General features: G+C 65.0%; 25 protein-coding genes. 15 read left to right on the top strand and 10 right to left on the bottom strand.

Annotated features, from left to right (window positions below):
• Positions 1-6: 6 nt before the first annotated feature.
• The 10 genes from rapZ to JQN66_RS09915 all read left to right on the top strand — a co-directional run bounded on the left by rapZ (position 7) and on the right by JQN66_RS09915 (position 7927).
• Entirely contained in the window at positions 7-900 is an 894-nt protein-coding gene (rapZ, locus tag JQN66_RS09960) for an RNase adapter RapZ (RefSeq protein ID WP_204674677.1), read from the top strand.
• A 5-nt stretch (positions 901-905) separates the two neighbouring features.
• Positions 906-1931: a gluconeogenesis factor YvcK family protein gene (locus JQN66_RS09955; RefSeq protein WP_188946826.1), complete on the top strand. Its 1026-nt coding sequence runs from the start codon at positions 906-908 to the stop codon at positions 1929-1931.
• Between the two features lie 28 nt (positions 1932-1959).
• Positions 1960-2940, top strand: coding sequence for a DNA-binding protein WhiA (gene whiA, locus JQN66_RS09950; protein ID WP_047119348.1), 981 nt, complete (start codon positions 1960-1962; stop codon positions 2938-2940).
• Positions 2941-3001: 61 nt separating this feature from the next.
• Positions 3002-3631 carry a superoxide dismutase gene (locus tag JQN66_RS09945; protein WP_188946827.1) on the top strand — a complete coding sequence of 210 codons (630 nt, stop codon included), beginning with the start codon at positions 3002-3004 and terminating at the stop codon, positions 3629-3631.
• A 186-nt stretch (positions 3632-3817) separates the two neighbouring features.
• On the top strand, positions 3818-4825 hold the full coding sequence (gene gap, locus JQN66_RS09940; protein ID WP_204674674.1) for a type I glyceraldehyde-3-phosphate dehydrogenase: 1008 nt from the start codon (positions 3818-3820) through the stop codon (positions 4823-4825).
• A gap of 16 nt (positions 4826-4841) precedes the next feature.
• On the top strand, positions 4842-6071 hold the full coding sequence (locus JQN66_RS09935; RefSeq protein ID WP_204674672.1) for a phosphoglycerate kinase: 1230 nt from the start codon (positions 4842-4844) through the stop codon (positions 6069-6071).
• Between the two features lie 3 nt (positions 6072-6074).
• On the top strand, positions 6075-6890 hold the full coding sequence (gene tpiA, locus JQN66_RS09930; RefSeq protein ID WP_204674670.1) for a triose-phosphate isomerase: 816 nt from the start codon (positions 6075-6077) through the stop codon (positions 6888-6890).
• A gap of 22 nt (positions 6891-6912) precedes the next feature.
• Positions 6913-7164: a preprotein translocase subunit SecG gene (gene secG, locus JQN66_RS09925; RefSeq protein WP_188946831.1), complete on the top strand. Its 252-nt coding sequence runs from the start codon at positions 6913-6915 to the stop codon at positions 7162-7164.
• A gap of 95 nt (positions 7165-7259) precedes the next feature.
• On the top strand, positions 7260-7547 hold the full coding sequence (locus tag JQN66_RS09920; protein ID WP_204674668.1) for a hypothetical protein: 288 nt from the start codon (positions 7260-7262) through the stop codon (positions 7545-7547).
• Positions 7548-7555: 8 nt separating this feature from the next.
• Complete coding sequence (locus tag JQN66_RS09915) at positions 7556-7927, top strand: SdpI family protein (protein WP_204674666.1); 372 nt, start codon at positions 7556-7558, stop codon at positions 7925-7927.
• Here JQN66_RS09915 and JQN66_RS09910 read toward each other — a convergent pair.
• The 7 genes from JQN66_RS09910 to tkt form a co-directional block, all read right to left on the bottom strand.
• Complete coding sequence (locus JQN66_RS09910; protein ID WP_204674664.1) at positions 7924-8904, bottom strand: FAD-dependent oxidoreductase; 981 nt, start codon at positions 8902-8904, stop codon at positions 7924-7926. The two genes, JQN66_RS09915 and JQN66_RS09910, sit on opposite strands and share 4 nt — an antisense overlap.
• A gap of 76 nt (positions 8905-8980) precedes the next feature.
• A complete protein-coding gene (gene pgl / locus JQN66_RS09905) occupies positions 8981-9721 on the bottom strand; it encodes a 6-phosphogluconolactonase (RefSeq protein ID WP_204674662.1) in 741 nt (246 codons plus the stop codon).
• Positions 9711-10652 carry a glucose-6-phosphate dehydrogenase assembly protein OpcA gene (locus tag JQN66_RS09900; RefSeq protein WP_204674660.1) on the bottom strand — a complete coding sequence of 314 codons (942 nt, stop codon included), beginning with the start codon at positions 10650-10652 and terminating at the stop codon, positions 9711-9713. The genes pgl and JQN66_RS09900 overlap by 11 nt, the downstream gene beginning before the upstream one ends.
• The gene (gene zwf / locus JQN66_RS09895; RefSeq protein ID WP_188946837.1) at positions 10649-12169 is read right to left on the bottom strand and encodes a glucose-6-phosphate dehydrogenase; all 1521 of its coding nucleotides are present in this window, start codon (positions 12167-12169) and stop codon (positions 10649-10651) included. The genes JQN66_RS09900 and zwf overlap by 4 nt, the downstream gene beginning before the upstream one ends.
• A gap of 6 nt (positions 12170-12175) precedes the next feature.
• On the bottom strand, positions 12176-13750 hold the full coding sequence (locus JQN66_RS09890; protein WP_188946838.1) for a glucose-6-phosphate isomerase: 1575 nt from the start codon (positions 13748-13750) through the stop codon (positions 12176-12178).
• A complete protein-coding gene (gene tal, locus JQN66_RS09885) occupies positions 13751-14854 on the bottom strand; it encodes a transaldolase (RefSeq protein ID WP_188946839.1) in 1104 nt (367 codons plus the stop codon).
• Positions 14855-14872: 18 nt separating this feature from the next.
• Positions 14873-16987 carry a transketolase gene (gene tkt / locus JQN66_RS09880; protein ID WP_204674658.1) on the bottom strand — a complete coding sequence of 705 codons (2115 nt, stop codon included), beginning with the start codon at positions 16985-16987 and terminating at the stop codon, positions 14873-14875.
• Between the two features lie 839 nt (positions 16988-17826).
• On the opposite strand from tkt, the gene JQN66_RS09875 reads away from it, so the two are divergent.
• From JQN66_RS09875 to JQN66_RS09865, 3 genes are all read left to right on the top strand, one after another.
• A complete protein-coding gene (locus JQN66_RS09875) occupies positions 17827-18780 on the top strand; it encodes a heme o synthase (RefSeq protein ID WP_374189838.1) in 954 nt (317 codons plus the stop codon).
• 133 nt (positions 18781-18913) lie between these two features.
• Positions 18914-19261, top strand: a complete 348-nt coding sequence (locus JQN66_RS09870; RefSeq protein ID WP_188946841.1) for a PadR family transcriptional regulator — start codon at positions 18914-18916, stop codon at positions 19259-19261.
• Positions 19248-20186, top strand: coding sequence for an HAAS signaling domain-containing protein (locus JQN66_RS09865; protein ID WP_204674656.1), 939 nt, complete (start codon positions 19248-19250; stop codon positions 20184-20186). The genes JQN66_RS09870 and JQN66_RS09865 overlap by 14 nt, the downstream gene beginning before the upstream one ends.
• A 74-nt stretch (positions 20187-20260) precedes the next feature.
• On the opposite strand, the gene JQN66_RS09860 is transcribed toward JQN66_RS09865, so the two are convergent.
• The 3 genes from JQN66_RS09860 to JQN66_RS09850 are packed head-to-tail and all read right to left on the bottom strand — an operon-like array spanning position 20261 to position 22867.
• Positions 20261-21202, bottom strand: a complete 942-nt coding sequence (locus JQN66_RS09860; protein WP_204674654.1) for a COX15/CtaA family protein — start codon at positions 21200-21202, stop codon at positions 20261-20263.
• Positions 21203-21233: 31 nt separating this feature from the next.
• Complete coding sequence (locus JQN66_RS09855; RefSeq protein ID WP_188946844.1) at positions 21234-21995, bottom strand: ABC transporter permease; 762 nt, start codon at positions 21993-21995, stop codon at positions 21234-21236.
• Positions 21992-22867 (bottom strand): ABC transporter ATP-binding protein, encoded by an 876-nt coding sequence (locus JQN66_RS09850; RefSeq protein WP_420870924.1) that lies wholly within the window; start codon positions 22865-22867, stop codon positions 21992-21994. The genes JQN66_RS09855 and JQN66_RS09850 overlap by 4 nt, the downstream gene beginning before the upstream one ends.
• 297 nt (positions 22868-23164) lie before the next feature.
• Here JQN66_RS09850 and JQN66_RS09845 point away from each other — a divergent pair, with 297 nt between their 5' ends.
• Both JQN66_RS09845 and sufB read left to right on the top strand, forming a co-directional pair.
• Positions 23165-23926, top strand: coding sequence for a helix-turn-helix transcriptional regulator (locus JQN66_RS09845; RefSeq protein WP_229777217.1), 762 nt, complete (start codon positions 23165-23167; stop codon positions 23924-23926).
• A complete protein-coding gene (gene sufB / locus JQN66_RS09840; RefSeq protein ID WP_188946847.1) occupies positions 23923-25383 on the top strand; it encodes a Fe-S cluster assembly protein SufB in 1461 nt (486 codons plus the stop codon). The genes JQN66_RS09845 and sufB overlap by 4 nt, the downstream gene beginning before the upstream one ends.
• Position 25384: the final 1 nt, after the last annotated feature.

Genomic DNA, 25384 nt, shown 5'->3' with positions numbered 1-25384 from the left:
TGAAGTATGAGCGCTGAGTATGAAGCCGTAAAGCCCCCGGAGTCCGAGCTGGTGATCGTGACCGGCATGTCGGGCGCCGGTCGCACGACCGTCGCCCATGCCCTGGAAGACCAGGACTGGTATGTGGTGGAGAACCTGCCGCCTGCCATGCTGGGGCCGTTGACCGAGCTGATGAGCCGTTCCCAGGGCTCCATCCCGAAGATGGCCGTGGTGATGGACGTGCGCTCCAAGGACATGTTCCCGGAGATCCGCGATGCGCTGGCCAACCTGACCTCCAGCGGCGTGAAATACCGCCTGGTCTACCTCGACGCCAGCGACGAGGTGCTGGTGCGCCGCTTCGAGCAGGGCCGGCGCCCGCATCCGCTGCAGGGCGACGGGCGCATCGTCGACGGCATCCAGCGCGAACGCGAGATCACCCGCGAGCTGCGCGAAGCCGCGGAGATCATCCTGGACTCCTCGTCCATGTCGGTGCACGACCTGGCCCGCTCGGTCAACGAGCTGTTCAGCGAGTCCGGCCCGATCATCCTGCGCATCAACGTGATGAGCTTCGGCTTCAAGTACGGCCTGCCCACCGACGCCAACTACGTGGCGGACGTGCGCTTCATCCCGAACCCGCACTGGGTGCCTGAACTGCGCCCGCAAACCGGCCGCGACAAGGAAGTCTCCGACTACGTGCTGTCGCAGACCGGAACGGGGGAGTTCATCGAGAACTACCTCAAGGCGCTGGAACCAGTGTTCGAGGGCTACCGCCGCGAGAACAAGCACTACGCGACGATCGCCGTGGGCTGCACCGGCGGCAAGCACCGCTCGGTGGCCACCAGCATCGAGCTGGGCCGCCGGCTGGCCCAGCTGCCCAACGTCCGCGTCAACGTCAGCCACCGAGACCTGGGACGCGAGTAGGGGTTATGGCATTCGCTACCGGCCCCATACCGATCCAGGGCCTGAACCGCAGCGACGACTACCGCAACCCGTCGGTGGTCGCCCTGGGCGGCGGCCACGGGCTCTCCGCGTCGTTGTCCGCGCTGCGCCGGCTGTCCACCGACCTGACCGCGGTGGTCACCGTCGCGGACGACGGCGGCAGCTCCGGACGCCTGCGCAACTCCTTCGACGTGCTGCCTCCGGGGGACCTGCGCATGGCGCTGGCCGCCCTGTGCGATGACAATGACTGGGGACGCACCTGGCGCGATGTCATGCAGCACCGCTTCGAGTCGCTGGAGAACGCGGAGGAGCCGCTCAACGGCCACGCCGTGGGCAACCTGCTGATCCTGGCGCTCTGGGAGCTGCTGGAGAGCCCGGTGGCCGGACTTCGCTGGGCCGGCGCGCTGCTCGGCGCCCGCGGCCAGGTGCTGCCCATGAGCACGGTTCCGCTGTCCATCCACGGGGAGGTGCTGGAAGCCGACCCGGCCACCGATACGCTGGTGCGCCGCCGCATCGAAGGCCAGGCGAAGATCGCCAAGGCGGGGCATGGGGGATTGGTCACCAACGTGAGCCTTGATCCCCCCGACGCGCCGGCCTGCGCCGAAGCCCTGGAGGCCATCGAGCTGGCCGACTGGGTGGTCCTGGGCCCCGGCTCCTGGTACACCTCGGTGCTGCCGCACCTGCTGCTTCCCGACATGCGCCAAGCCATTGCCAGCACCACGGCCAAGCGGCTGCTGACCATGAATCTGGATCTGGAAACCGCAGAAACTTCCGGCCTGGACGCCGCGGCGCATCTGGAAGTGCTCAGCCGCTACGCGCCCGAGGTGAAATTCGACGCCATTCTGGCCGACGAGTCGCTGGTGAACAACAAGGAACGATTTGAGCTGGCAGCGCAAAAACTCGGTGCCCGGACCTTTTTTAGTAGAGTAGGGGTATCTGACGGTCGTGCGGTGCACGACCCGTTGCGTCTAGCGGCGGCCTATCACGAGGTGTTTACCGCAATCGGGTCCTAGAAAGGATCCATGTAAGGGAGTTTGATTCATGGCATTGACGGCTTCCGTCAAAGACGAGCTGTCGCGGGTGGAAATTCGCAAGCCTTCGGTCCGCAAGGCCGAAGTCTCTACCATGCTGCGCTTCAGCGGAGGATTGCATATCGTCTCCGGGCGAATCGTCATCGAAGCTGAAGTGGACCTGGCCGCGACCGCCCGCCGCTTGAAGATTGCCATTGGCGAGCTGTACGGCCACGATGCCGAGATCGTCATGGTGTCGGGATCGGGGATCCGCAAGGGCAGCCGGTACATTGTTCGCGTCTCCAAGGACGGCGAGGTTCTGGCCCGCCAGACCGGCTTGCTCGACCAGCGCGGCCGCCCGGTGCGCGGGCTGCCGTCGGTGATCGTCAACGGTTCGACCGCCGACGCCGAGGCCGTCTGGCGCGGGGCGTTCCTGTCCCACGGTTCGCTGACCGAACCAGGACGCAGCTCCGCTTTGGAAATCACCTGCCCCGGCCCCGAAGCAGCGCTGGCCTTGGTGGGCGCGGCCCGCCGCCTGGGACTGACCGTCAAGGCCCGCGAGGTGCGCGGCGTGGACCGCGTTGTGATCCGCGACGGCGACGCCATTGCGCAGCTGCTGACCCGCATGGGCGCGCACGACGCGCTGATGGTCTGGGAAGAGCGCCGGATGCGCAAGGAAGTGCGCGCCACGGCCAACCGCCTGGCGAACTTCGACGACGCCAACCTGCGCCGCAGCGCGCAGGCCGCGGTGGCCGCCGGTGCGCGCGTGGAGCGCGCCATCGAGATTCTGGGTGACGAGGTGCCCGAGCACCTGCGTTACGCCGGACTGCTTCGCCTGGAGCACAAGCAGGCGTCGCTGGATGAGCTCGGCCGCATGGCTGAACCACCCATGACCAAGGACGCGATTGCCGGCCGGATCCGCCGCCTCTTGGCGATGGCCGATAAAAAAGCCAGTGATCTGGGAATACCCGGCACCGAGTCCAGCGTTCCAGTAGACGAACTGGAACAGTAAAGTGTCCCCGCGGTAATCCTTTCCGCGGAGATTCATCCAATTGAACAGATTGAGGAGAATCATGGCTGTCTATTCGCTGCCAGAACTGCAGTACGACTACGCTGCCCTTGAGCCGAACATCTCGGCTCGCATCATGGAGCTGCACCACTCGAAGCACCACGCAACCTACGTTGCCGGTGCCAACTCGGCACTGGAGCAGCTGGCTGAGGCTCGCGAAAAGGGCGAGTTCGGCAACATCCCGAAGCTCTCCAAGGATCTGGCCTTCCACCTCGGCGGCCACACCAACCACTCGATCTTCTGGAACAACCTGTCCCCAGAAGGCGGCGACAAGCCTGAGGGCGAGCTGGCTGCGGCGATCGACGACTTCTTCGGCTCCTTCGATGCATTCCGCGGTCACTTCACCGCATCGGCCATGAGCCTGCAGGGCTCCGGCTGGGCAGTCTTGGCATACGATGCAATCGGCGGCCAGCTGGTCATCGAGCAGCTCTACGATCAGCAGGGCAACGTTCCAGTGGCAACCATCCCGCTGCTGATGCTGGACATGTGGGAGCACGCCTTCTACCTGGACTACGTCAACGTCAAGGCCGACTACGTCAAGGCCTTCTGGAACATCGTGAACTGGGCCGACGTCCAGGCTCGCTTCGAGGCTGCCCGCAACGGCGCCGCTGCGCTGATCGTTCCAGGCAAGTAAACTGACTTATTCGGTAAGTTAGCTCACATTCTTCGCTGAAATAGCGTAGGATGTTCAAGTGTGTGGTGGATCCCGGCAGCAGCCGGGATCCGCATGCACGGCACAACGGAGTGTCCTCTTTAAAGTAGGCCACTTCCGTAAGATTGCGGTCGTGGCATCATTTTCCCATTTAGAGGAGATAGTCACGTGACAACCCGTGTTGGAATCAATGGTTTCGGTCGTATCGGACGCAACTTCCTGCGTGCAGTCCTGGCCCACGAGGCGGACATCGATATCGTCGCCGTCAACGACCTTGGTTCAATCGATTCGCTTGCTCACCTGGTGAAGTTCGATTCCGTGCTCGGCCCGCTGGGCGAGCCGGTATCCGTCTACGGCGACGAGATCATCGTCGGAGAACGCCGCATCAAGGTCCTGTCCGAACGCAAGCCGGGCAACCTGCCCTGGCGCGAGCTGGAAGTGGACGTCGTCATCGAGTCCACCGGCCTGTTCACCAAGGCCGACGAAGCACGCCACCACATCGAAGCCGGCGCCAAGAAGGTCATCATTTCGGCCCCCGCCAAGCATGAAGACATCACCATCGTGATGGGCGTCAACCATGACAAGTACGATCCGGCCAGCCACGCCATCATCTCGAACGCTTCGTGCACCACCAACTGCCTGGCCCCGGTGGCTAAGGTGCTCAACGATGAATTCGGCATTGTCGACGGCCTGATGACCACCATCCACGCCTACACCGCCGACCAGCGGCTGCAGGACGCGCCGCACCGCGACCCGCGCCGTGCCCGCGCCGCAGCGCTGAACATGATCCCTACCTCCACCGGTGCCGCCAAGGCCATCGGCGTCGTGCTTCCGGAGCTGAAGGGCAAGCTCAACGGCTACGCCATGCGTGTCCCGGTCCCGACCGGCTCGGCCACGGACCTGACCGTCAACCTGGCGCGCACCGCCACCGTGGAAGAGGTCAACGCGGCCTTCGAGAAGGCCGCCAGCGAGGGCAAGCTGTCCAAGTACCTCGAGTACTCGACCGATCCGCTGGTGTCCACCGACATTGTGACGAACCCGCATTCGGCGATTTTCGACTCCGGGCTGACCACCGTGATCGGCAACAGCGTCAAGGTTGTGGCATGGTACGACAACGAGTGGGGATACACCTCACGCCTCGTCGACCTTGTCGAATTCGTGGGTTCAAGCCTCTAGTCGATAACCTAGAGACATGACTTCACACACTCTCGACGATTTGCTCGCTGACAACGGTGTCCGCGGACGCTACGTACTGGTCCGCAGCGACCTGAACGTACCGCTCGACGGAGCCACCGTGACCGATGACGGCCGTGTACGCGCTTCGCTGCCGGTCATTTCCAAGCTGGCCGATGCCGGCGCCAAGGTCATCGTGATGGCCCACCTGGGCCGTCCGAAGGGCCAGTTCGACCCGAAGTACTCCATCGCCCCGGCAGCCAACCGCCTGGACGAACTGGCCGACTTCGACGTCACCGTGGCATCCGACGTCGTGGGCCCCTCGGCCCGCGAAGCGGCCGCCGGCCTGGCCGAAGGTTCGGTCCTGGTCCTGGAAAACGTCCGCTTCGACGCCCGCGAGACCTCCAAGGTCGACGCGGAGCGTGTCGAGCTGGCCAAGGAACTGGCCTCGCTGACCGGCGAAAACGGAGCCTACGTCAACGACGCCTTCGGTGCAGTGCACCGCAAGCACGCTTCGGTGTACGACATCGCCGCGCTGCTGCCGAGCTACCAGGGCGACCTGGTCGCCACCGAGGTCCAGGTCCTCAAGACCCTGACCGAAGCACCCAAGCGCCCCTACGTGGTCGTGCTGGGCGGTTCGAAGGTCTCGGACAAGCTGGCGGTCATCGACAACCTGATCGGCAAGGCCGACCAGCTGCTCATCGGCGGCGGCATGGCGTTCACCTTCCTCAAGGCCCAGGGCCACAACATCGGCGGCTCGCTGCTTGAGGAAGACCAGATCGCCGTGTGCCAGGAGTACCTGCAGCGCGCCGAGAAGCTCGTCTGCGACATCATCCTCCCCGTAGACGTCGTGGTAGCCGACAAGTTCGGCGCCGACGCGGCCTACGAGGTGCTTGATGCGGACAAGATCGAGGAAGCTAGCTTCGGCTCCAACGGCCTGGGCCTGGACATCGGTCCGAAGTCCGCGGAGAAGTTCGCCAGCTACATCACCGGCGCCAATACCGTGTTCTGGAACGGCCCGATGGGTGTCTTCGAGATCCCTGCCTTCGCGGAGGGTACCCGTACCGTCGCGCAGGCACTGGCCGGTTCGGAGGCGTTCAGCGTGGTAGGCGGCGGCGACTCGGCCGCGGCCGTGCGCGCGCTGGGCTTCTCCGAGGACGACTTCGGACACATCTCCACCGGCGGCGGCGCCTCCCTGGAGTACCTTGAAGGCAAGACCCTCCCGGGTGTTGCCGCACTGGAAGGCTAATTTATGACCATTTCGCAAAACGGCGCCTTTGTGCGCCAGCCGCTGATCGCCGGCAACTGGAAGATGAACATGGACCACGTCCAGGGCATCACTCTGGTGCAGAAGCTGGCGTGGACGCTGAAGGACCACCAGCACGATTACGATCGCGCCGAGGTGGCGGTCTTCCCGCCATTCACTGACATCCGCGGCGTGCAGACCCTGACCCTGGGTGACAAGCTGGACGTCGTGTACGGCGCCCAGGACTTGTCCGCCCAGGATTCGGGGGCCTATACCGGTGAGATCTCCGGCCAGTTCCTGAAGAAGCTCGGCTGCAGCTATGTGCTGGTGGGCCACTCCGAGCGCCGCGAATACCACAACGAAACCAACGAGGTCATCGCCTCGAAGCTTGCGGCGGCCTACCGCCATGAGCTGACCCCGGTGTTGTGCGTGGGAGAGGGCTTGGAAGTCCGCAAGGCCGGCGAGCAGGTGGCCTTTACGCTGGCGCAGCTGAATGAGTCCCTGGCGGGAGTGAGCGCTGAACAGGCCGAAAACCTGGTCATTGCCTACGAACCTGTCTGGGCCATCGGCACCGGCGAGGTCGCGGGACCGGCCGACGCGCAGGAACTGTGCGCAGCGATCCGCGGGGCACTGGCCGAGCGCTTCGGCGAGGACATCGCCCAGAAGACCCGGTTGCTCTACGGCGGCAGCGTCAAGGCCTCGAATGCGGCGGCAATCATGCGTGAACGCGATGTCGACGGCGTGTTGGTTGGCGGAGCCAGCCTCGACGCCGAAGAATTTGCTAATATTGTACGGTTCGAGCATCATCTCGTTACCGACTGAATCTAACTAAGGAACCGTCGTCTTGGATATTATCAAGATCATTTTGCAGGTACTGCTGGGCATTACCAGTGTCTTGCTTACCCTCCTGATTCTCCTGCACAAGGGGAAGGGTGGCGGTATGTCCGACATGTTCGGCGGCGGCATGACCAGCTCGATGGGGTCTTCGGGGGTCGCTGAGCGAAACCTGAACCGCATTACCATCGTCCTTGGCCTGATCTGGGGTGCAGTCATTATTGGCTTGGCCCTGGTGATGAGATTCAACATCGAGGCCTAGGACTCCTAGCGCCAGACGTGCAAACGGTGGGCATCATCCGCAGACTTGTGGAAGGTGCCCATCGGTTTTTAACACCACCAACCTCGGGGGACATCATGTACTGCACACCAAACTGCGAGGCAACGCAGGCAGGTTCGCGGAGTTTCGGCTTGATGGCCTGCACCGGCACCGCCGCGCTGACGCTCGGCATCGCGTTCGCCATGCTGTTCGTCGACGGCGGGACACCGGCCTCCGGCACCGCGTACGCCGCGGCGGACCGGTCGCAGGCCCAGGCACTGGGCCAGCTGCTGGCAAATTCGGTCTCCGCCCTGCTGGTTTTCGGCGGAATGGCGATGATCCTGGGCGCCTGGATCCTCGGGCGCAGGAGCCCGCGCGAGTCCTAGGGAGCCCCATGGAGCTAATCAGCGTGCTCCCGTTCATGTTCGGGCTGCTCATCATGGCGACGGCTGCGGCGGTGCTTGCACCGGCGATGGCCGACGGACGGCTGCCTCGAAACGGGGTGATTGGCCTGAGGACGAGGCACACGATGAGCAGCGATGCCGCCTGGCACCGCGGCCACGTGGCCGCCGCGCCCTGGCTGAAGGCCGCTGGCAGGATCGGCTGGGTCGTGTTGCCGGCGGCGGCAGCCCTGTGCATGTTTCAACTGGCCGGGTGGGCCTTTGCCGTCACTGCGGTCGGCTATGCGGCCTTCATCTGCCTGATCCTGGTCTCGACACGCAGGGCCAACGCCGCCAGCCGTGAAGCCGGCGGCCCGGCCCGCTAGCTGGCCGGCTCGCCAGCCAGTTGTGCAGCCAGCTCTGCGACCCGCTGTGCGGTGCCCCAGGAGAGCGTGACGCCGGCACCGCCGTGCCCATAGGCGGCGATCACCGGCAGCGCGTGGCCCGCGACGTGCTCCAACCGGATGGTCTCGCGCGCCGGGCGCAGGCCCACCTTGTGCTCCAGGACCTCCAGTCCTTCCAGCTCCGGCACCAGCGTGGCAGCGCGTTCCAGGATGTCGATGGAGGTCTGCGGTTCGACCTTGCGGTTCCAGTCGTTCGCGGTGTCGGTGCCTCCGACGATGATGTCCTCGCGGCGGGGGATGATGTAGCTGACGCCATCCGGGTAGTTGTCGTCGCACAGCCACTGCGTCAGGTTCTTCGTGTTGGCCAGGCGCACCACCTGACCGCGGATCGGGTAGACGGTATCGTCGTCGCCCAGCAGCTCGCCGCCGCGCAGGCCCGCTGCCAGCACCACAAGATCCGCGCCGCCCTTGAGCTGCGCTAGATCCGTGACCGTGCCCTTGGCGAAGTCCACGCCCAGCTCCTCGACCCGGCCGCGCAGCCAACCCAGGTAGGTGCTCATGGTAATGATCGGCACCGTCGCCCACACGCCCGCGTGGGCACCGTCCGGCAGATCCTCCCGGGAGGCTTCCGCGGTACCGGCGACGATGCGGGTCCAGCTGCGGTCCGCGCCCGGCAGGTGGTCCACATTCAAGCCGCGGCGCAGGTCGATGCCGGTCTCGGGGTGCTCGGACAGCTGCTCGAAGCGGGCCAGCGAATCCGCCAGCAGCTTGTCGGCGGCCGGGGAGTTCTCCGAGTGGTACGGGAACCAGATGGCGGCCGCGACCGAGGAGGCGCACTCGGCGAGATCCTGGTCGTAGGCGACGGTGACCTGGTGCCCGGCGGCGGCCAGCTCGTGGGCCGCTGACAGGCCGATGACGCCGGAACCGATCACGGTGATTCTCAACGGTGCTGTGGGCATGGGGGAGTCCTTTCGGGAAAAACAAAGGCCGATGCCGCCAACATCTGGTGTTGGCGGCATCGGCGGGCAGTGCAGCTCAGAGCAGCGTGGCGGCGGCGCGGTCCACGAGCCAGCGGGTGGCCTGGGTTCCCTGCACCGCGCTGGCGGGCACGGAGGCCTCATTGACCTCGTGCTGCGCGGCGGCCAGGGCCGGGGCCTTTTCCGCCCCGGCGACCAGCAGCCAGACTTCGCGGGCTGAGTTGATGGTGCCCATGGTCAGCGACACGCGGTGCGGCGGCGGCTTGGGGGAGTCGTGGATCGCGATGGCCCCCAGTTCATCGGACCGGGTGTGGTTCGGGAACAGGGAGGCCACATGCGAATCCGGGCCCATGCCCAGCATCAGCACGTCGAACGCCGGGTTGGCGGCGCCTTCAGGAGCCTCGTCGGCCAGCAGCCGCGTGTAGGCCGCCGCGGCGTCCTCGGCGCAGTCGTACTGGTCGGTGGAGCCCATGGCGTGCACGGTCTCGCGGTCCAGCCCCAGCGCGTCGAGGGCCTCGAAGAGGACCTCGGCCTGGCCGGCGTTGCGGTCGGCGGAGTCGGCGGCGACGAAGCGCTCGTCGCCCCACCAGAAGTGCACCTTCGACCAGTCCACGCTGGCGCGGGCCGGGTTTTCGGCCACGGCGGCCAGCGCGGCGATGCCCAGCGAGCCGCCGGTCAGCACCACGTGCGCCACGCCGCGGGCGGCCAGCGCGTCGGCGATCGAGGTGATCAGCCGGGCGGAGATGCCGTGCGCGGTCGCGGAAAGGTCCTCATGGATGACGATCTGTCTAGCGATCACTGGAACGGATGCTCCTCAGGTTGGTCAGGGCCAGGCCGCGGGTGATGACCTCGCCGAAGACGTCGTCCGCGTCAAGGCGGCGCATCTCCTCGGCCAGGCATTCGGCCACCGAGCGGCGCGGCAGCGAGATGCGCTGCGGGGCGGAACCCGGCAGGTATAGGTGGGCCACCGGTCCGGAGGGGCGGGACAGCTCCACGTCGCCGCCCTCGCGGGACAGGCGCACCGAGGACAGGCCCGCGGTGGATTTGTCCGCCGCGATGGTCACCGGCACGTCCAGGCACATGGTCAGCCAGGCGGCCAGCAGCGTGGTGGAGGGGGAGTTCTCCGAACCCTTCACCGTGATGCCGGTCAGGCCCTCGGTGCCGACCAGGTCGATGATGCTGGCCAGCTGGGCGCGCCAGAGGGTCAGCCGGGTCCAGGCCAGGTCGGTGTCGCCGGCGCGGTAGGTCTCCACGCGGCTGAACAGCGCCGCGGTGGGGTCCTCCATCTCTCCGGAGTCGGTGATGCGGCGGTGCGCGATCTTGCCCAGCGCGGTGGCGGCGGGGTCGACCGGCACGCCGTGCGGCCACCAGGCCACGATCGGCGCGTCGGGCAGCAGCAGCGCGGAGATCAGCGCCTCGTCGGCCACCATGTCCGGGCCGTGCGTGCGCATCACGATGACCTCGGAGGCGCCGGCGTCGCCGCCCACGCGGATCTGCACGTCCAGCCGGTTCTCGCCCTGCGCGGAGCCGCGCACCACCACGATGATGCGGCAGGGGTGCTCGCGGCTGGCCAGGTTGGCGGCCTCGATGGCATTCTCCGCGAAACCCTCGCGGGTGATGACCACCAGGGTCAGCACCCGGGAGAGGGCCACCACGCCGTGGGTGCGGCGCGAGGAGAGCAGCTTCTTGGCGACCTTGTTGGTGGTCGTGTTGGGAAGTTCGATCATCATGGGCGTCGCCACGTCCTTCCGTCCTTGGCCATCAGCTCGTCGCTGCTGGCCGGGCCCCAGGATCCCGGGGCGTAGGGGTCGGGCTGCTCGGGCTGCGCGGCCCAGTATTCCTCGAAGGGATCCAGGATGCGCCAGGACTGCTCGACTTCTTCGTGGCGCGGGAACAGCGGCGGCTCGCCCAGCAGCACGTCGAGGATCAACCGCTCGTAGGCCTCCGGGGAGGACTCGGTGAACGCGTTGCCGTAGCCGAAGTCCATGGTGACGTCGCGGATCTCCATCTGGGTGCCGGGCACCTTGGAGGAGAAGCGGATGGTCGCGCCTTCGTCGGGCTGCACCCGGATCACGAACGCGTTCTGCCCGAACTCGTCGTCCTTGTGGTCGGTGAACAGCAGGTTCGGGGCCTTCTTGAACACCACCGCGATCTCGGTGACGCGGCGTCCCAGGCGCTTGCCGGCACGCAGGTAGAACGGCACCCCGTCCCAGCGGCGGGTGTTGATGTTCAGCCGGATCGCCGCGTAGGTCTCGGTTTTGGACTTGGGGTTGAAGCCCTCCTCGTCCAGGAAGCCGACGACCTCTTCGCCGCCCTGCCAGCCGGAGGTGTACTGGCCGCGCGCGGATGCGGCGCCCAGGTCCTGCGGCAGCTTGACCGCGGCGAGCACCTTTTCCTTTTCGCTGCGCAGGTGGTCCGCGTCGAAGCTGATGGGCTCCTCCATGGCGGTCAGCGCCAGCAGCTGCAGCAGGTGGTTCTGGATGACGTCGCGGGCCGCGCCCACCCCGTCGTAGTAGCTCGCGCGGCCGCCGATGCCGATGTCCTCGGCCATGGTGATCTGCACGTGGTCCACGTACTTGTTGTTCCACAGCGGCTCGAACATCTGGTTGCCGAAGCGCAGCGCCAGCAGGTTCTGCACCGTCTCCTTGCCCAGGTAGTGGTCGATGCGGAAGACGGCATCCGGCGGGAAGACCGATTCGACGATCTCGTTCAGCTCGCGCGCGCTGGCCAGGTCGTGGCCGAAGGGCTTCTCGATGACCACGCGTTCCCAGCCTTCGTTGGCGTCATTGGCCAGCTTGTGCTCGGAGAGCTTTTCGCAGACCACGTCGAACCAGCTCGGCGGGATGGAGAGGTAGAAGGCGTGGTTGCGCCCGGTGGAGCGGGTTTCGGCCAGCTCGTCCAGGGTGGCGGAGAGCTGCTCGTAGGCTTCGTCGTCGTCGAAGGCGCCGGAGATGAAGCGCATGCCGGAGGCCAGCTGCGCGAACACCGTCTCGTTGAACGGGGTGCGAGCGCTGGCCAGGATCCATTCGCGGGCCTGGGCCGCGAAGTCCTGCTCGGACCAGTCGCGGCGGCCGAAGCCGACGATGGCGAAGTTCGGGGGCAGCAGGCCGCGGCTGGCCAGGTCGTAGACCGCCGGCATCAGCTTCTTGCGGGCAAGGTCGCCGGTGATTCCGAAGAACACCAGCGCGCCCGGACCGGCGATGCGGTTAAGCCGCCGGTCGCGGGCGTCGCGTAGTGGATTGCTCATTTGCGGTTACTTCGCCGCCTCGAGCAGGGCCGCAATGCCGGCCGCGCGGTCGGTGAGGTTCACGCGCAACACCGGGCGGTGGTGCTTCTCATCGGAGAGCACCCCGGCGTCGCCGCTGGCCTGGGCGGTGATCAGGCCGCCGAAGCTGTAGGGGCGGCCGGGAATTTCCAGGTCCTCGCGGTGGTCGGCGGTGAGCTGCAGGAACACGCCCTGGGCCGGTCCGCCCTTGTGGTACTGGCCGGTGGAGTGCAGGAAGCGCGGCCCCCAGCCGAAGGTCACCGGGCGGCCGGTCTTGGCGGCCAGCGCGTCGCGCAGCCCTTCGAGTTCCGAGTCCCCGATGCGGTCCAGGTAGGCCTGCACCGCCAGGTAGCCGTTGTCCGGCAGCGCGGCGGCCAGCTCGTCCAGCGCTCCGGCCAGGGTGGCGGCGGAGGTGCCGAACAGCTCGACCGGGCCGTCCACCGCATCCGGGGCGGAGGCGGCCGGGGCGTCGAGCAGCGAACGGGCGGCGACCTTGGCGGCCTCCACGTCCGGCTGGTCGAAGGGGCTGATGCCCAGCAGGTAGCCGGCCACGGCGGTGGCGTACTCGAAGATCATGAAGCTGGTGCCCAGCGGGGCGCTGAAATGCACCGCGGTGGCTTCCTCGTCGATCTCCTCGGGCAGCTCGTCGTAGACGTAGAGCGGCAGCACGTCGGCGGCCGGATCACGCAGTTCCGGGGCCCCGGGGTGCGCCACCACCGGCAGCACGCCCTTGGAGTCCTTGCCGGTGGATTCGGCGATGAGCTGTTCGGCCCAGTCCCCGAAGCCCGGCAGGGCGTCGCCCACGCCGGCGATGACCAGCTTGTCGCGCCCGGCGGTGGCCATGGCCGCGCCCAGGTGGAAGGCCAGGTTGTCCTCGTCGTCGGTGGCCAGCACGTCGTGCAGCAGGCCGGCCTCCTCGATCAGCGCCTCGATGTCCGCACCGGCCAGGCCGGTGGGCACCAGGCCGAAGGCGGTCAGCGCGGAGTAGCGTCCGCCCACGTTCGGGTCGGCGTTGAAGACCGCGCGCACGCCGTCGGGGTTGTCCATCGGGGAGCCCGGGTCGGTGACCAGCACCAGGCGCGTGGCCGGGTCGATGCCGGCGGCCTGGAAGGCGGCGGTGAAGGCGCGGCGCTGCGAGTCGGTCTCCACGGTGGAGCCGGACTTGGAGGCCACGACCACCACGGTGCGCTCCAGGTCCGTTGCGAGGATTGGGCGCAGCATGGCCGGGTCGGTGGTGTCGCAGATGACCAGGTCGACCTCGTCATGCGCGGCGATGACCTCTGGGGCCAGCGAGGAGCCGCCCATGCCGCACAGCACGATGCGGGTCAGGCCCTCGGCCTGCAGCTGCCCGCGCAATTCCAGGATGGCAGGGACCAGCTGCTGCGCGGCGTCGAAGGGGTTGACCCAGCCCAGGCGGATGGCCGATTCGGCCTCCGCGGCAGGTCCCCAGATGGTGGCATCCTGCGCCGCGATGCGGCTGCCGATGCGGGCCTCGATCAGCTGCGGAAGCAGCTCATCGACCGACTTCAGTGCGTCGCCGGAAGTGACCAGACCCAGTTCCATCTACTTGGCTCCCTTCAGGGCCACCGACATATCCTGGAGCAGTTCGTTCCAGGCGTCCTCGAACTTCTTCACGCCCTCGACCTCCAGCAGGTCAACGACCTCGTTGTAGTCGATGCCCAGGGCCGCGAGCTTGTCCAGCACGCGGTTCGCGGCGTCGTAGTTGCCTGCGATCGCGTTGCCGCGCACCTGCGCTTCGGCCGCGGTGGCGTCCAGGGTCTTCTCCGGCATGGTGTTCACGGTCTGCGGGGCCGCCAGCTCGGTGACGTACAGGGTGGACGGGTAGGCCGGGTCCTTCACGCCGGTGGAGGCCCACAGGGGGCGCTGCACGTTGGCGCCGGCGTTGGCCAGCACCTCGTAGCGGGCCGAGGTGAAGGATTCCTCGAAGACCTGGTAGGCCAGGCGCGCATTGGCCACGCCGGCCTGGCCGCGGACCGCGGCGGCGGCCTCGGTGCCCAGGGCGTCCAGGCGCTTGTCGATCTCGGTGTCCACGCGGGAGACGAAGAAGGAGGCGACGGAATGGATCTTGGACAGGTCCAGCCCCTTGGCGTGGGCCTTCTCCAGTCCGATCAGGTAGGCGTTGATGACCTCGCGGTAGCGTTCCAGCGAGAAGATCAGGGTGACGTTCACGCTGATGCCCTCGGCGATGGTCTCGCTGATGGCTTCCAGGCCTTCCACGGTGGCGGGGATCTTGATCAGCACGTTCTCGCGGTCCACACGCTCGTACAGCGCCTTGGCCTGCGCGATGGTCGGGGCGGTCTCGTGGGCCAGTCGCGGGTCCACCTCGATGGACACGCGGCCGTCGAAGCCGTTGCTGGCCTCGTAGATGCCCTTGAACAGGTCGCAGGCGGAGGCGACGTCGTCGCTGGTGATCTCGGTGATCGCGTCTTCCACGGAGCGGTGGCGCTGCGCGGCGATGGCGTCGCCGTAGACCTCGGCGTTGGACAATGCGGCGGCGAAGATCGCGGGGTTGGTGGTGACGCCGACGACGTTCTTCTCTTCGATCAGCGCGGCCAGCGATCCGCTGGTGAGCCGTTCGCGGGACAGGTCATCGAGCCAAATGGATACTCCGGCGTCGGTGAGTGCCTGGGTGTTGGGGTTGCTCATGATGTGTTCTTGAGTTCCTTAGTTGGAGGCGTTCTGGACGGAGGTTTCGGCGGCGGCCACCACGGCCGCGGTGGTGATGCCGAACTCCGAGTAGAGCTTCTTGTAGTCGGCGGAGGCGCCGAAGTGGTCCAGCGAGACGATTTCGCCGTGGGCGCCGACCAGTTCGCGCCAGCCCTGGGCTACGCCGGCCTCGACCGAGACGCGGGCGGCGACCGCGGCGGGCAGCACCTCTTCGCGGTAGGCGGCGTCCTGCTTGGCGAACCACTCATGGCTCGGCAGCGAGACGACACGCGCGGCAAGGCCCTTGGCAGCGAGTTCCTCGCGGGCCTCGACGGCCAGCTCGACCTCGGAGCCGGTGGCGATCAGGATGACGTCGGGGGTTACCTCTGCGCCGTCGCGCACTGCCTCGGCCAGGATGTAGCCGCCCTTCAGGGCGCCTTCGGCCGGACGGAAGCCGGCAGCCGAACGGTCGTAGATCGGCAGGTTCTGGCGCGAGAGCACGATGCCCGAAGGGGTGCCGGTCAGTTCCAGCATGCCGCGCCAGGCGTAGGCGACCTCGTTGGCGTCCGCCGGGCGGATCACGTCGAAGTTCGGGATGGCGCGCAGGCTGGCGAGCTGCTCCACCGGCTGGTGGGTCGGTCCGTCTTCGCCCAGGCCGATGGAGTCGTGGGTCCACACGAAGATCGACGGCACGCCCATCAGCGCCGCCAGCCGGATGGCCGGGCGCTGGTAGTCGGAGAAGATCAGGAAGGTGCCGGAGAACGCGCGGGTCGGGGACGAGAGCACGATGCCGTTGACGATCGAGGCGGCGGCGTGCTCGCGGATGCCGAAGTGCAGCACGCGTCCGTACGGGCTGGCCGACCAGGAATCGGTCGAGCGGCGCTCGGGGGCGAAGGACTTGGCGGTGTCGATGGTGGTGTTGTTCGAGCCGGCCAGGTCGGCGGAGCCGCCCCACAGTTCGGGCAGCTCGTCGGCGATCGCGTTGATGACCTTGCCGGAGGCGGCGCGGGTGGCCATGGTGGAGCCCGGTTCGAAGACCGGCAGCTTCTCGGTCCAGCCCTCGGGCAGCTTGCCCGACTCCAGGCGTTCCAGCAGTGCGGCGCTGTCCGGGTTGGCGGCCTTCCACGCGTCGAAGTCCTTGTTCCAGGCTTCGTGGACGGCGGCGCCGCGGGACAGGGTCTGGCGCGCGTGGGCCAGCACCTCGTCCTCGATGGCGAAGTTCTTCTCGGTGTCGAAGCCCAGCGCCTTCTTCAGGCCGGCGACTTCTTCGCCGCCGAGCTTGGAACCGTGGATGCCGCCGGTGTTCTGCTTGGTCGGCGATGGCCAGCCGATGATGGTGCGCAGCGAGATGATCGACGGGCGGCCGGTCTCGGCCTTGGCGGCGCGGATGGCCGCATCCAGCGCTGCGACGTCTTCAACGTATTCGCCGGTCTCGGTCCAGTCCACGCGCTGGGTGTGCCAGCCGTAGGCGGCGTAGCGGCCCAGGACGTCTTCGGTGAAGGCGATGTCGGTGTCGTCCTCGATGGAGATCTTGTTGTCGTCGTAGATCACCACGAGGTTGCCCAGTTCCTGGTGGCCGGCCAGCGAGGAGGCTTCGGAGGTGACGCCTTCCTGCAGGTCGCCGTCCGAGGCGATGACGTAGATGGTGTGGTCGAACGGGCTGGTTCCGGCTGGTGCTTCCGGATCCAGCAGGCCGCGCATGCGGCGCTGCGAGTAGGCGAAGCCCACGGCGGAGGCCAGTCCCTGGCCCAGCGGACCGGTGGTGATCTCAACGCCGGCGGTGTGGCCGAACTCCGGGTGGCCCGGGGTCTTGGCGCCCCAGGTGCGCAGGGCTGCGATGTCTTCCATTTCCAGGCCGTAGCCGGAGAGGAACAGCTGCAGGTACAGGGTCAGCGAAGTGTGGCCGGGGGAAAGGATGAAGCGGTCGCGGCCGATCCAGTTCGGATCCTTCGGATCGTGGCGCAGGTGCTTCTGGAAGATCAGATATGCAGCCGGGGCCAAGCTGATGGCGGTGCCGGGGTGGCCGTTGCCAACTTTTTCAACAGCATCGGCTGCCAGGACACGGGTGGTGTCAATGGCTTTACGGTCCAACTCGGTGAGGGAGAACTCTTCTACTAAGGATTCAGTCGCCACTGCGGCGTTCCTTCCATTCAGGCTTGGACGGGAGAATAACTCCCGCTGACACGCAATACGCCGTCGGTCCTATGTACCCGGTATTCGAGCTTAAAAGGGGTCATTGGTCGCGACGGCGCAATCAGGTTCAACTCTATCGCGAAACACCCATTTGATGCGCGGGTTAAGCAAGATGACACCCAAAGATTTGCGTCCGCGGGCAACTCACTGCGTTTGCCGGCCCGTTTTGCACCTGTTGCCGATAGTTCGTGAGTGGTTCTCCGGGCCGCGCGGACTGGGTGGATCGCATCCGAGGGGACATGGCCGGAACCCCGGCCAGTGACCAGCAGGAGTGGGCGGTGCAGTGGATGGTGTCTTTTGCGCAAGCAGTGTGAACTCACAATCTACAAAAGTTCGAATTTGTGGCTACGGATCCAACCAATTTTGAGTATTGTTCTCCTGCGATTGGGCTGCTCGGATGTTCGTTGATCTCTAAGTGTTTGTGCCGCGGCCCATGCACCGTGAATAGCACTGGCGCGCGGGTGATTGCCGCCGGTTTCCCGCCGCGCGACGACGGGGTGCCGACGCGGACCGGTTCCATCCGCTGCGTCGCCGGCGCCCGACCTGGGTTGCCGTCATGTGGGCTGTGTGCTCGTCGATCATTACTTGCCGGCTGGCTGCTCGTGTGCGTTGACGGCCTGCGCAAAGGTCTCAAGTTGACTCAAATCACCATGTTTCGGCCGAATCCCTGATAGGGGGGAGTTTCATTCAATTTCTATACGACGTAGAATGGTTGTGTCTGTCCTTGTATCCTTTGAAGAACTGAGTGCGTTTAATTGAAGACTCAAAGTGTCGCCGACTTGTCAGTGCCACGCGCATCGCGCCAGCCTGGTGAATCCGCTGGCGACTTTCTGAAGCGCAAGGCCAGTGCCTATCTCGCACTGACCAAGCCTCGCGTGATCGAGTTGCTGTTGGTGAGCACGCTTCCAACCATGATCTTTGCCCAGCGCGGCTTCCCGCCGGTCTGGCTCATGGTTTCCACCATTGTTGGCGGCGCCATGGCCGCCGGCGCCTCGGGCGCATTCAATTGCTACATCGACCGCGACATGGACAAGCTCATGAAGCGTACCAAGGGCCGTCCGCTGGTCACCGGCGACCTGACGCCCAAGGAAGCGCTGATCTTCTCGTGGACCATGGCCATTGCCTCACTGGTGGTGCTCTGGGTGGGAACCAACCCGCTGACCACCGCTTTGGGACTCGCGGCGATCCTGCTGTACGTAGTTCTCTACACCATGATCCTCAAGCGACGCACCGCCCAGAACATTGTCTGGGGCGGCATTGCGGGCTGCATGCCGGTATTGATTGCGTGGGCCGCAGTCAAGGAAACCATTGAATGGCCAGCGGTCATCCTGTTCCTCGTCATCTTCCTGTGGACCCCGCCGCACTACTGGCCGCTCTCCATGAAGTACGCCGACGACTACAATGCAGCCTCGGTTCCTATGCTGGGCGCCATCGCGAACGCACGCCGCGTTTCCGTCCAGGTGGTGCTCTACGCATGGGCCACTGTGGTCTGCTCGCTGCTGCTCGTGCCACTGGGCGGCGCAGGGATCGTCTATACGGCGATCGCTGGCGGCGCCGGCGCATGGTTCGTCTACGAGTGCCACGTGCTCTACCGCGAGGCTCAGCGCGACCACAAGCCTGCCGAGGTCAACCGCAAGGCCATGAAGGTCTTCCATATCTCCATCACCTACCTTTCGATTGTGTTCCTGGCCTTGGCCATTGATCCGTTCGTCGGAAGCCCGCTTCTGGGCTAGGGCTTCTCCCGCATCTTGGCATCCGGCACTGAATCACTTGATTCGGTGCCGGATGTTTCTTTTAACCCTTGTCGCAGCGGAATACTCCTTATCCTGCTATGCAAGTCTTGTTATGCAAGGTAAAGTTCCATCCATGGAAGATCAAGGCGAGAAGATTGCGACGAACATCCGCAAGGGCGTCCTTGAATACTGTGTGCTGGCTCTGCTGGCACAGGGGGACAAGTACGGTCTTCAACTGGCTGATGAGCTGGTGGATCGCAACCTGACGGCCAGCGAGGGAAGCTTGTATCCCTTGCTGGCGAGGATGAAGTCAGCCGACCTCGTGACCACCCGTTGGGAGGGAAGTAGTACTGGACGGCGGCGGAAGTACTACGCAATCACCGAACGTGGAATGTCGCACCTGCGGCAATTTGATGCGGTGTGGAATGAAATATCAGGGCAAGTAGGCGAACTACTCGGGAGACAACATGAACACGACTGAAAACCAGGATGCGGCAGCCAAGTATCTTCGGGCACTTGACCGGGAGCTGCGAAACGTTCCCCAAGCACGGCGTGAAGCCGTGGTTGCAGATCTTGCGGAGCATATTGACGAAGCCAGAGAACGCGGCCGCAGTCATGCGCAGATCATTGCTTCTCTCGGGCCGGTTGAAGCCATCGCCGCAGATGTCCAGTTGGACTTCGCTGACGGCGCGGCGGAAGTAGAACGCCGCTCGAAGCTCAGGGTTCTGGGTCTTGTAGCGCTTGCTGCCGGAGTGCTGGCCGCAGTTGTCGACACGTGGATCTACCCGTCGTCGAATATCGATGAGTTCTGGCCGGATTGGCTGCTTTCGAGCTCGATCAACTACGACGTAAACACGCGTTGGGGTGCCGGACTGATGCTGGTCTTCCTGCTCCCCGGCATCATGGTGGCGGCGGGATCGCTCGTGAAATCCGGGGCCGCTCGCATTTACTGCACGGCTGCTGCCCTGATCGTGACGGCCTTGCCTTTCGTCATCGGCTTCAACCTCGGCATCTTTTTCCTGCCGCTGATCGTCGCCGCATGGATGATTGCGGGGATATCCCACCGCCGGCAGGAGCCGGCCCTGGGCCGCAAGTTCTTGGCCCAGCGGATCGTGGCCGGGCTGGTTGCGGGCGCCCCTGCCGCCGCGTTGTTCGCTGGTTTGGTGACGGGCACCGTGGGGACCGGGGTGCTGGGCGTGACAGTCATGGTGGTCCTTGGTCTGGCGGCCGCAGGAGCGATGATGGGCCTGCGCGCCGCCTACTGGGTCTTGACGGCCTGCGGTGCGCTGCTGCTGGTGACTGCGGTCTTCGACATGGGCATGCTGGTGCTGGGCCTGTGGGTCGCCGGGACGATCTATTTCTTCGTAGGGCTTGCAGGGCTGCTGCGGCCTGCGCCAAAGGGGTAGGAAATACCTGCCACACAACGACGGGCGGCCCCCAACAAGAAGTTGGGGGCCGCCCGTCGTTGTGTGGAGCGGAACTAATCCTGTTCGACGCGCACAGACTTCGGCATGAGGCTCGCACGATCCCACACGTTCGTCGCCGCAACCATGAGCATGCTCGCCCCGAGCATGTGCAGCAGCACTAAGGCGACCGGCAGGCCGTTCAAGTGCTGGATGTATCCAATGGCTCCCTGGATCAGGATGGCAACGACCATCCACCAGCCTGCGGTGCGGAGCTTCGGGTTGCCGGTCGTGCGGTAGGCGAGAACCATGAACGCAATAGTCGCGAGAATCAGCAGGTACACCGGGCCGGTGTGCAACGGGGTGACGATACGTGGATCGAACATGTGGCGAGGTGCATCGGCATCGCCTGCATGAGGCCCGGTGCCGGTGACAATGGTGCCCATGATGATGGCGATGCTCGCCAGGAGCAGCACCAGGGTGCCGACCTGCGCAATGGCCTTGCTGGTGGCCGGTGCCTCGTCGTGCTTGAGTTCGCGGCGGGTGCGGTTGACCAGGATGGTGGCCAAAGCGACCAGCGACGCGGAAAGCAGGAAGTGGAGCGAGACAACCCAGGGGTTCAAGCTGGTGAGGACGGTAATGCCGCCGATGACGCCCTGGCCGGGGATGCCGATCAGCAGCACCAGACCCAGCTTGCACAAGGTGGTGTGGGACTTGCGCATGTTCCAGATCGAAACCAGAAAAGCGATGGCGATGACCAGCAGGACGAAGGTCAGCAGGCGGTTGCCGAATTCGATCAGGCCGTGGATTCCCATCTCGGGAACCGGGGTCATGGAGCCGGGCACGCAGTTCGGCCACTGCGAGCAGCCCAGGCCGGATTTGGTCAGGCGTACTGCGCCACCGGTGACAATGATGCCAATCTGGGAGATCAATGATGCGATCGCCAGACCGTGAACGAGGCGGGTTACCTTCGTTGGCAGCTTGTCGGCCCAGCTCTTGGAGGCTAGGTCTGAAGACATGAAAATCATCCCTTTTGGCTTGGTGTGGTGGTTAGTTCCATTTGAACTTCTTGATGGCCGCGAACGAGCCGGCAACGGCCCAGAGCACCAGGAAGATCAGTCCGGGAAAGTTGAAGTGCCCGTTGATCAGGGCATCGCGCATGGCATCGCCCAGCGCCGCGGATGGCAGTGCACTCAGCGTGGGCTGCAACCATTCCGGTGCCATGCTCAGCGGGTAGAGGACGCCGCCGGCGCCCGCGAGCAGGATCCAGGCGAGGTTGGTGATGGCCAGCGTCGCCTCCGGGCGCACAGTGCCTGCGATCAGCAGGCCTAGAGAGGTGAACGCCGCCGCGCCCAGGAGCAGGAAGAGAATCCCCGGGATGATGCCCCATGGATTCGGTTGCCAGCCAAGCAGCAGCGCTACGGCGCTGATCAACACAACTTGGATGAGCAGCACAGTCAACACGGCGATGACCTTGCCGAAAATCAGCCCTGTCTTGCCCAGCGGGGTGGTGGAGAACATTCTGAGAACACCATAGCGGCGGTCGAATCCGGTGCCGATGCCCTGGCCGGTAAATGCGGTGGAAATGACGCACAGCGCGAGGACTCCGGGGACCGCGGCATCAATGGTGCGCTCTGCAATATCCGAAATCAGATCCGTGAAAGTCAGGACAAAGAGTGCAATCATCGGCATGACCACAGCCAGGATCAGCTGCTCGCCATTGCTGAGCATCTGGATCGCTTCATACTTGCCCTGGACCAGGATGCGCTTGAGCGGGGAAACCGCATTGGATTCGGTGCTGACCTGGGTCATGCCTGTTCCTCCTTCTGCGCAAACTCAAGGAATACATCTTCCAGGCTGCGTGACTGCAAGTTCAATTGGGTTGGCAGGATCGATTCCCTGGCCCACCAGCTGGTCAGCCAATTCAGGTGCTCGGGGGAGTTGACTCCGTCCAAGCGGTACTGGCCGGCAGCGGTCTCCGTGAGGTACAGGCCAAGCGGTGGCTGTGGGAGCGCCAATCCGGCCTCGGCGCTGAAAGAGACAGGCCGGGCATCGTGGCCCTCCTGGGCCCGGGCGATGAGCTCCGAGACGGTGCCCTGGGCAACCGTGCAGCCCTTGTCGATGATGTAGACGTAGTCGCTCAGGCGCTGCGCATCATCCATGAGGTGCGTAGTCAGCACAATTGCCTTGCCAGCGTCACGCAGCTCCGAGATCAGGTCGAAGACCACCTGCCGGGACTGGGGATCCAGCCCGGCGCTCGGTTCATCGAGGAACAGCACGTCGGGGTTTCCGGCCAAAGCCAAGGCCAAGGCCACACGCTGTTTCTGGCCTCCCGAGAGGCGGCGAATGGTGCGCGATCCGAAGGAATTCAGATCGAGGCGCTCGACGAGGGCATCGATATCCACCGGATTTCTGTAGAGCGAAGCGACATGACGCAGGAGCGGCACGGGGCGCATCGACGGGGGAAGCCCGCCGTCCTGCAGCATCACGCCGACGCGGGCGCGAAGGTCCGGATTGTCCCCGTAGGGGTCCTGTCCCAGCAGCTCGATGGAGCCGCCGTCGGGACGCATCAAGCCCTGCGCGCAGGCCAGGGTCGTGGACTTGCCGGCACCGTTGGAGCCCAGCAGGGTGGTGATTTGTCCCGGGTAGGCCTTGAGTGAGACCGACTCGAGGACTCGCAGCATGCGATTATCTAAGGCCGGAACTGGACCTAAATCTTTGGCCAGCTCATTTATGACGAGGCTGGGGGTAACAGAAGACACCACAGCATTCTACGTCATGTCGAACTCTCGAGCTTGAGTGGTTCGTCACCATCGCTTCAGTTGTCAGCGCCAACGCGAGAGAATTGAAGATGTTAGAAGCAGGTCAAAAACCGCGAATCTACAAGGCGGGAAAGCCCGCCCTTAGTAAGTCCTTCCTTACTAGACTGATCGCGAAAATATACGCATGATTGTGTTGTGTATTCATCTAATTCAAACTCAGTGAGTAGCTCGACCAGTGCCGTCGCCGGTGCTGCGGGTGATACAGAGGAACGCACGCGCGACCGGGTCCTGAACGCAGTTCTCGAAGATGGACCGGTCAGTGCGGCCGAGCTTGGCAGCAAGCTTGGCTTCACGCCCGCGGCGGTCCGCCGTCACCTTGATGCCCTGTCCAAGGCGGGGCTCGTCGAAGTAAAGCTCGTGGCCAACCAGAAGACGGGTGCTGGACGCCCGTCCCGCAGATATGTGCTTTCGCACCGAGGGCAAGCCAAGCTCGGCAACGATTACTTGGAAATCGCCACCGATGCGCTGAAGGTGCTCGGTGAAGCTGCCGGCGAGGACGCGATCCGCAAGTTTGCCCGCGATCGGTTTGCGGCCATGGAGGACCGCTACGCCAAGGCCTTGGCCGGCGTGGAAGGTCTGGAAGCCAGGGCTGACGTTTTGAGCGAACTGCTCAGCACGGACGGCTTTGTCGGGTACACCCGCAAGGTCGACACCAAGGTGGCTACGGCCCTGATGCATAGCGTCCAGCTCTGCCAGGGGCACTGCCCAATACAAGACTTGGCACGGGAGTTTCCGGTGTTTTGCGACATGGAAACCGAAATGTTCGCCCGCTTGATCGGGGTTGATGTGCGTAGGCTCTCAACCCTGGCCGGAGGCGGACACGTGTGCACGACCCACATCCCAGTGGGGCGTGAAAAGGCGCCAATGCGCGCCGAGAAGAGAACTCGAATTCAGTTCACGAAGCAGGAGAGGCCGCGATGACGGATCAGATTGCACAGGAGTCTGCAGACCCAGGTGTAATTTCCGAGATTCTGGAAAAGAACCCTGAACTCCAGGGAATCGGTAATTACGAATACGGCTGGGCCGACAAGAACGACGCCGGAGCCAACGCGCGCCGCGGTGTCGACAAGGATGTAGTAGCTAACATCTCCGCTCTGAAGAACGAGCCGGAATGGATGCTGAACCTTCGCCAGAAGGCACTGAAGTACTTCGACCGCAAGCCGATGCCAACCTGGGGTCCAGACCTCTCGGGCATCGACTTCGACAACATCAAGTACTTCGTGCGTTCCACCGAGAAGCAGGCCACCAGCTGGGAAGACCTGCCCGAGGACATCAAGAACACCTACGACAAGCTGGGTATCCCGGAGGCTGAGAAGCAGCGTCTGGTTTCCGGCGTTGCCGCACAGTACGAGTCCGAGGTCGTCTACCACCAGCTGCGCGAGGACCTTGAGGCCCAGGGCGTCATCTTCCTGGATACCGACACCGGCCTGAAGGAACACGAAGACATCTTCAAGGAGTACTTCGGTTCGGTCATCCCGGCTGGCGACAACAAGTTCGCTTCGCTGAACACCGCTACCTGGTCCGGCGGTTCCTTCGTGTACGTCCCGAAGGGCGTCCACGTGGAGATCCCGCTGCAGGCCTACTTCCGCATCAACACGGAAAACATGGGCCAGTTCGAGCGCACGCTGATCATCGCCGATGAGGGCTCCTATGTCCACTACATCGAAGGTTGCACCGCGCCGATCTACCAGTCGGACTCGCTGCACTCCGCAGTGGTCGAGATCATCGTGAAGAAGAACGCCCGCGTTCGCTACACCACGATCCAGAACTGGTCGAACAACGTGTACAACCTGGTGACCAAGCGCGCCGTCTGCGAAGAGGGCGCGACCATGGAATGGGTCGATGGCAACATCGGCTCCAAGGTCACCATGAAGTACCCGGCCGTCTACCTGGTCGGCGAGCACGCCAAGGGCGAGACCCTGTCCATCGCCTTTGCCGGCGAGGGCCAGCACCAGGACACCGGTTCGAAGATGGTCCACATCGCCCCGAACACCTCCAGCGCCATCGTGGCCAAGTCGGTGGCCCGCAACGGCGGCCGCTCGGCATACCGCGGCCTGGTCCAGGTGCAGGAAGGCGCCAAGGGCACCAAGAACTCGGTCGTCTGCGACGCGCTGCTGGTTGACCAGATTTCGCGTTCGGATACCTACCCGTACATCGACGTCCGCGAGGACGACGTGACCATGGGCCATGAGGCAACCGTGTCCCGCGTTTCCGAGGAACAGCTGTTCTACCTGCAGTCCCGCGGCCTGGCCGAGGATGAAGCCATGGCAATGATCGTGCGCGGCTTCGTCGAGCCGATCGCGCGCGAACTGCCAATGGAGTACGCGCTGGAACTGAACCGCCTTATTGAACTTCAGATGGAAGGATCGGTCGGCTAAG

The sequence above is a fragment of the Glutamicibacter protophormiae genome, assembly GCF_016894325.1.
Taxonomy (GTDB): domain Bacteria; phylum Actinomycetota; class Actinomycetes; order Actinomycetales; family Micrococcaceae; genus Glutamicibacter; species Glutamicibacter protophormiae.
Note: the sequence above shows the minus strand (reverse complement) of the source record. Positions and strands in the feature narration are given on the sequence as shown.

Bases quoted from the DNA above. Each gene is read 5' to 3' on its own strand.
- rapZ (WP_204674677.1), top strand. From the start codon at position 7: ATGAGCGCTGAGTATGAAGCCGTAAAGCCCCCGGAGTCCGAGCTGGTG.
- JQN66_RS09955 (WP_188946826.1), top strand. From the start codon at position 906: ATGGCATTCGCTACCGGCCCCATACCGATCCAGGGCCTGAACCGCAGC.
- whiA (WP_047119348.1), top strand. From the start codon at position 1,960: ATGGCATTGACGGCTTCCGTCAAAGACGAGCTGTCGCGGGTGGAAATT.
- JQN66_RS09945 (WP_188946827.1), top strand. From the start codon at position 3,002: ATGGCTGTCTATTCGCTGCCAGAACTGCAGTACGACTACGCTGCCCTT.
- JQN66_RS09935 (WP_204674672.1), top strand. From the start codon at position 4,842: ATGACTTCACACACTCTCGACGATTTGCTCGCTGACAACGGTGTCCGC.
- tpiA (WP_204674670.1), top strand. From the start codon at position 6,075: ATGACCATTTCGCAAAACGGCGCCTTTGTGCGCCAGCCGCTGATCGCC.
- JQN66_RS09920 (WP_204674668.1), top strand. From the start codon at position 7,260: ATGTACTGCACACCAAACTGCGAGGCAACGCAGGCAGGTTCGCGGAGT.
- JQN66_RS09915 (WP_204674666.1), top strand. From the start codon at position 7,556: ATGGAGCTAATCAGCGTGCTCCCGTTCATGTTCGGGCTGCTCATCATG.
- JQN66_RS09910 (WP_204674664.1), bottom strand. From the start codon at position 8,904: ATGCCCACAGCACCGTTGAGAATCACCGTGATCGGTTCCGGCGTCATC.
- JQN66_RS09900 (WP_204674660.1), bottom strand. From the start codon at position 10,652: ATGATGATCGAACTTCCCAACACGACCACCAACAAGGTCGCCAAGAAG.
- zwf (WP_188946837.1), bottom strand. From the start codon at position 12,169: ATGAGCAATCCACTACGCGACGCCCGCGACCGGCGGCTTAACCGCATC.
- JQN66_RS09890 (WP_188946838.1), bottom strand. From the start codon at position 13,750: ATGGAACTGGGTCTGGTCACTTCCGGCGACGCACTGAAGTCGGTCGAT.
- tal (WP_188946839.1), bottom strand. From the start codon at position 14,854: ATGAGCAACCCCAACACCCAGGCACTCACCGACGCCGGAGTATCCATT.
- JQN66_RS09870 (WP_188946841.1), top strand. From the start codon at position 18,914: ATGGAAGATCAAGGCGAGAAGATTGCGACGAACATCCGCAAGGGCGTC.
- JQN66_RS09865 (WP_204674656.1), top strand. From the start codon at position 19,248: ATGAACACGACTGAAAACCAGGATGCGGCAGCCAAGTATCTTCGGGCA.
- JQN66_RS09860 (WP_204674654.1), bottom strand. From the start codon at position 21,202: ATGTCTTCAGACCTAGCCTCCAAGAGCTGGGCCGACAAGCTGCCAACG.
- JQN66_RS09855 (WP_188946844.1), bottom strand. From the start codon at position 21,995: ATGACCCAGGTCAGCACCGAATCCAATGCGGTTTCCCCGCTCAAGCGC.
- JQN66_RS09850 (WP_420870924.1), bottom strand. From the start codon at position 22,867: ATGCTGCGAGTCCTCGAGTCGGTCTCACTCAAGGCCTACCCGGGACAA.
- sufB (WP_188946847.1), top strand. From the start codon at position 23,923: ATGACGGATCAGATTGCACAGGAGTCTGCAGACCCAGGTGTAATTTCC.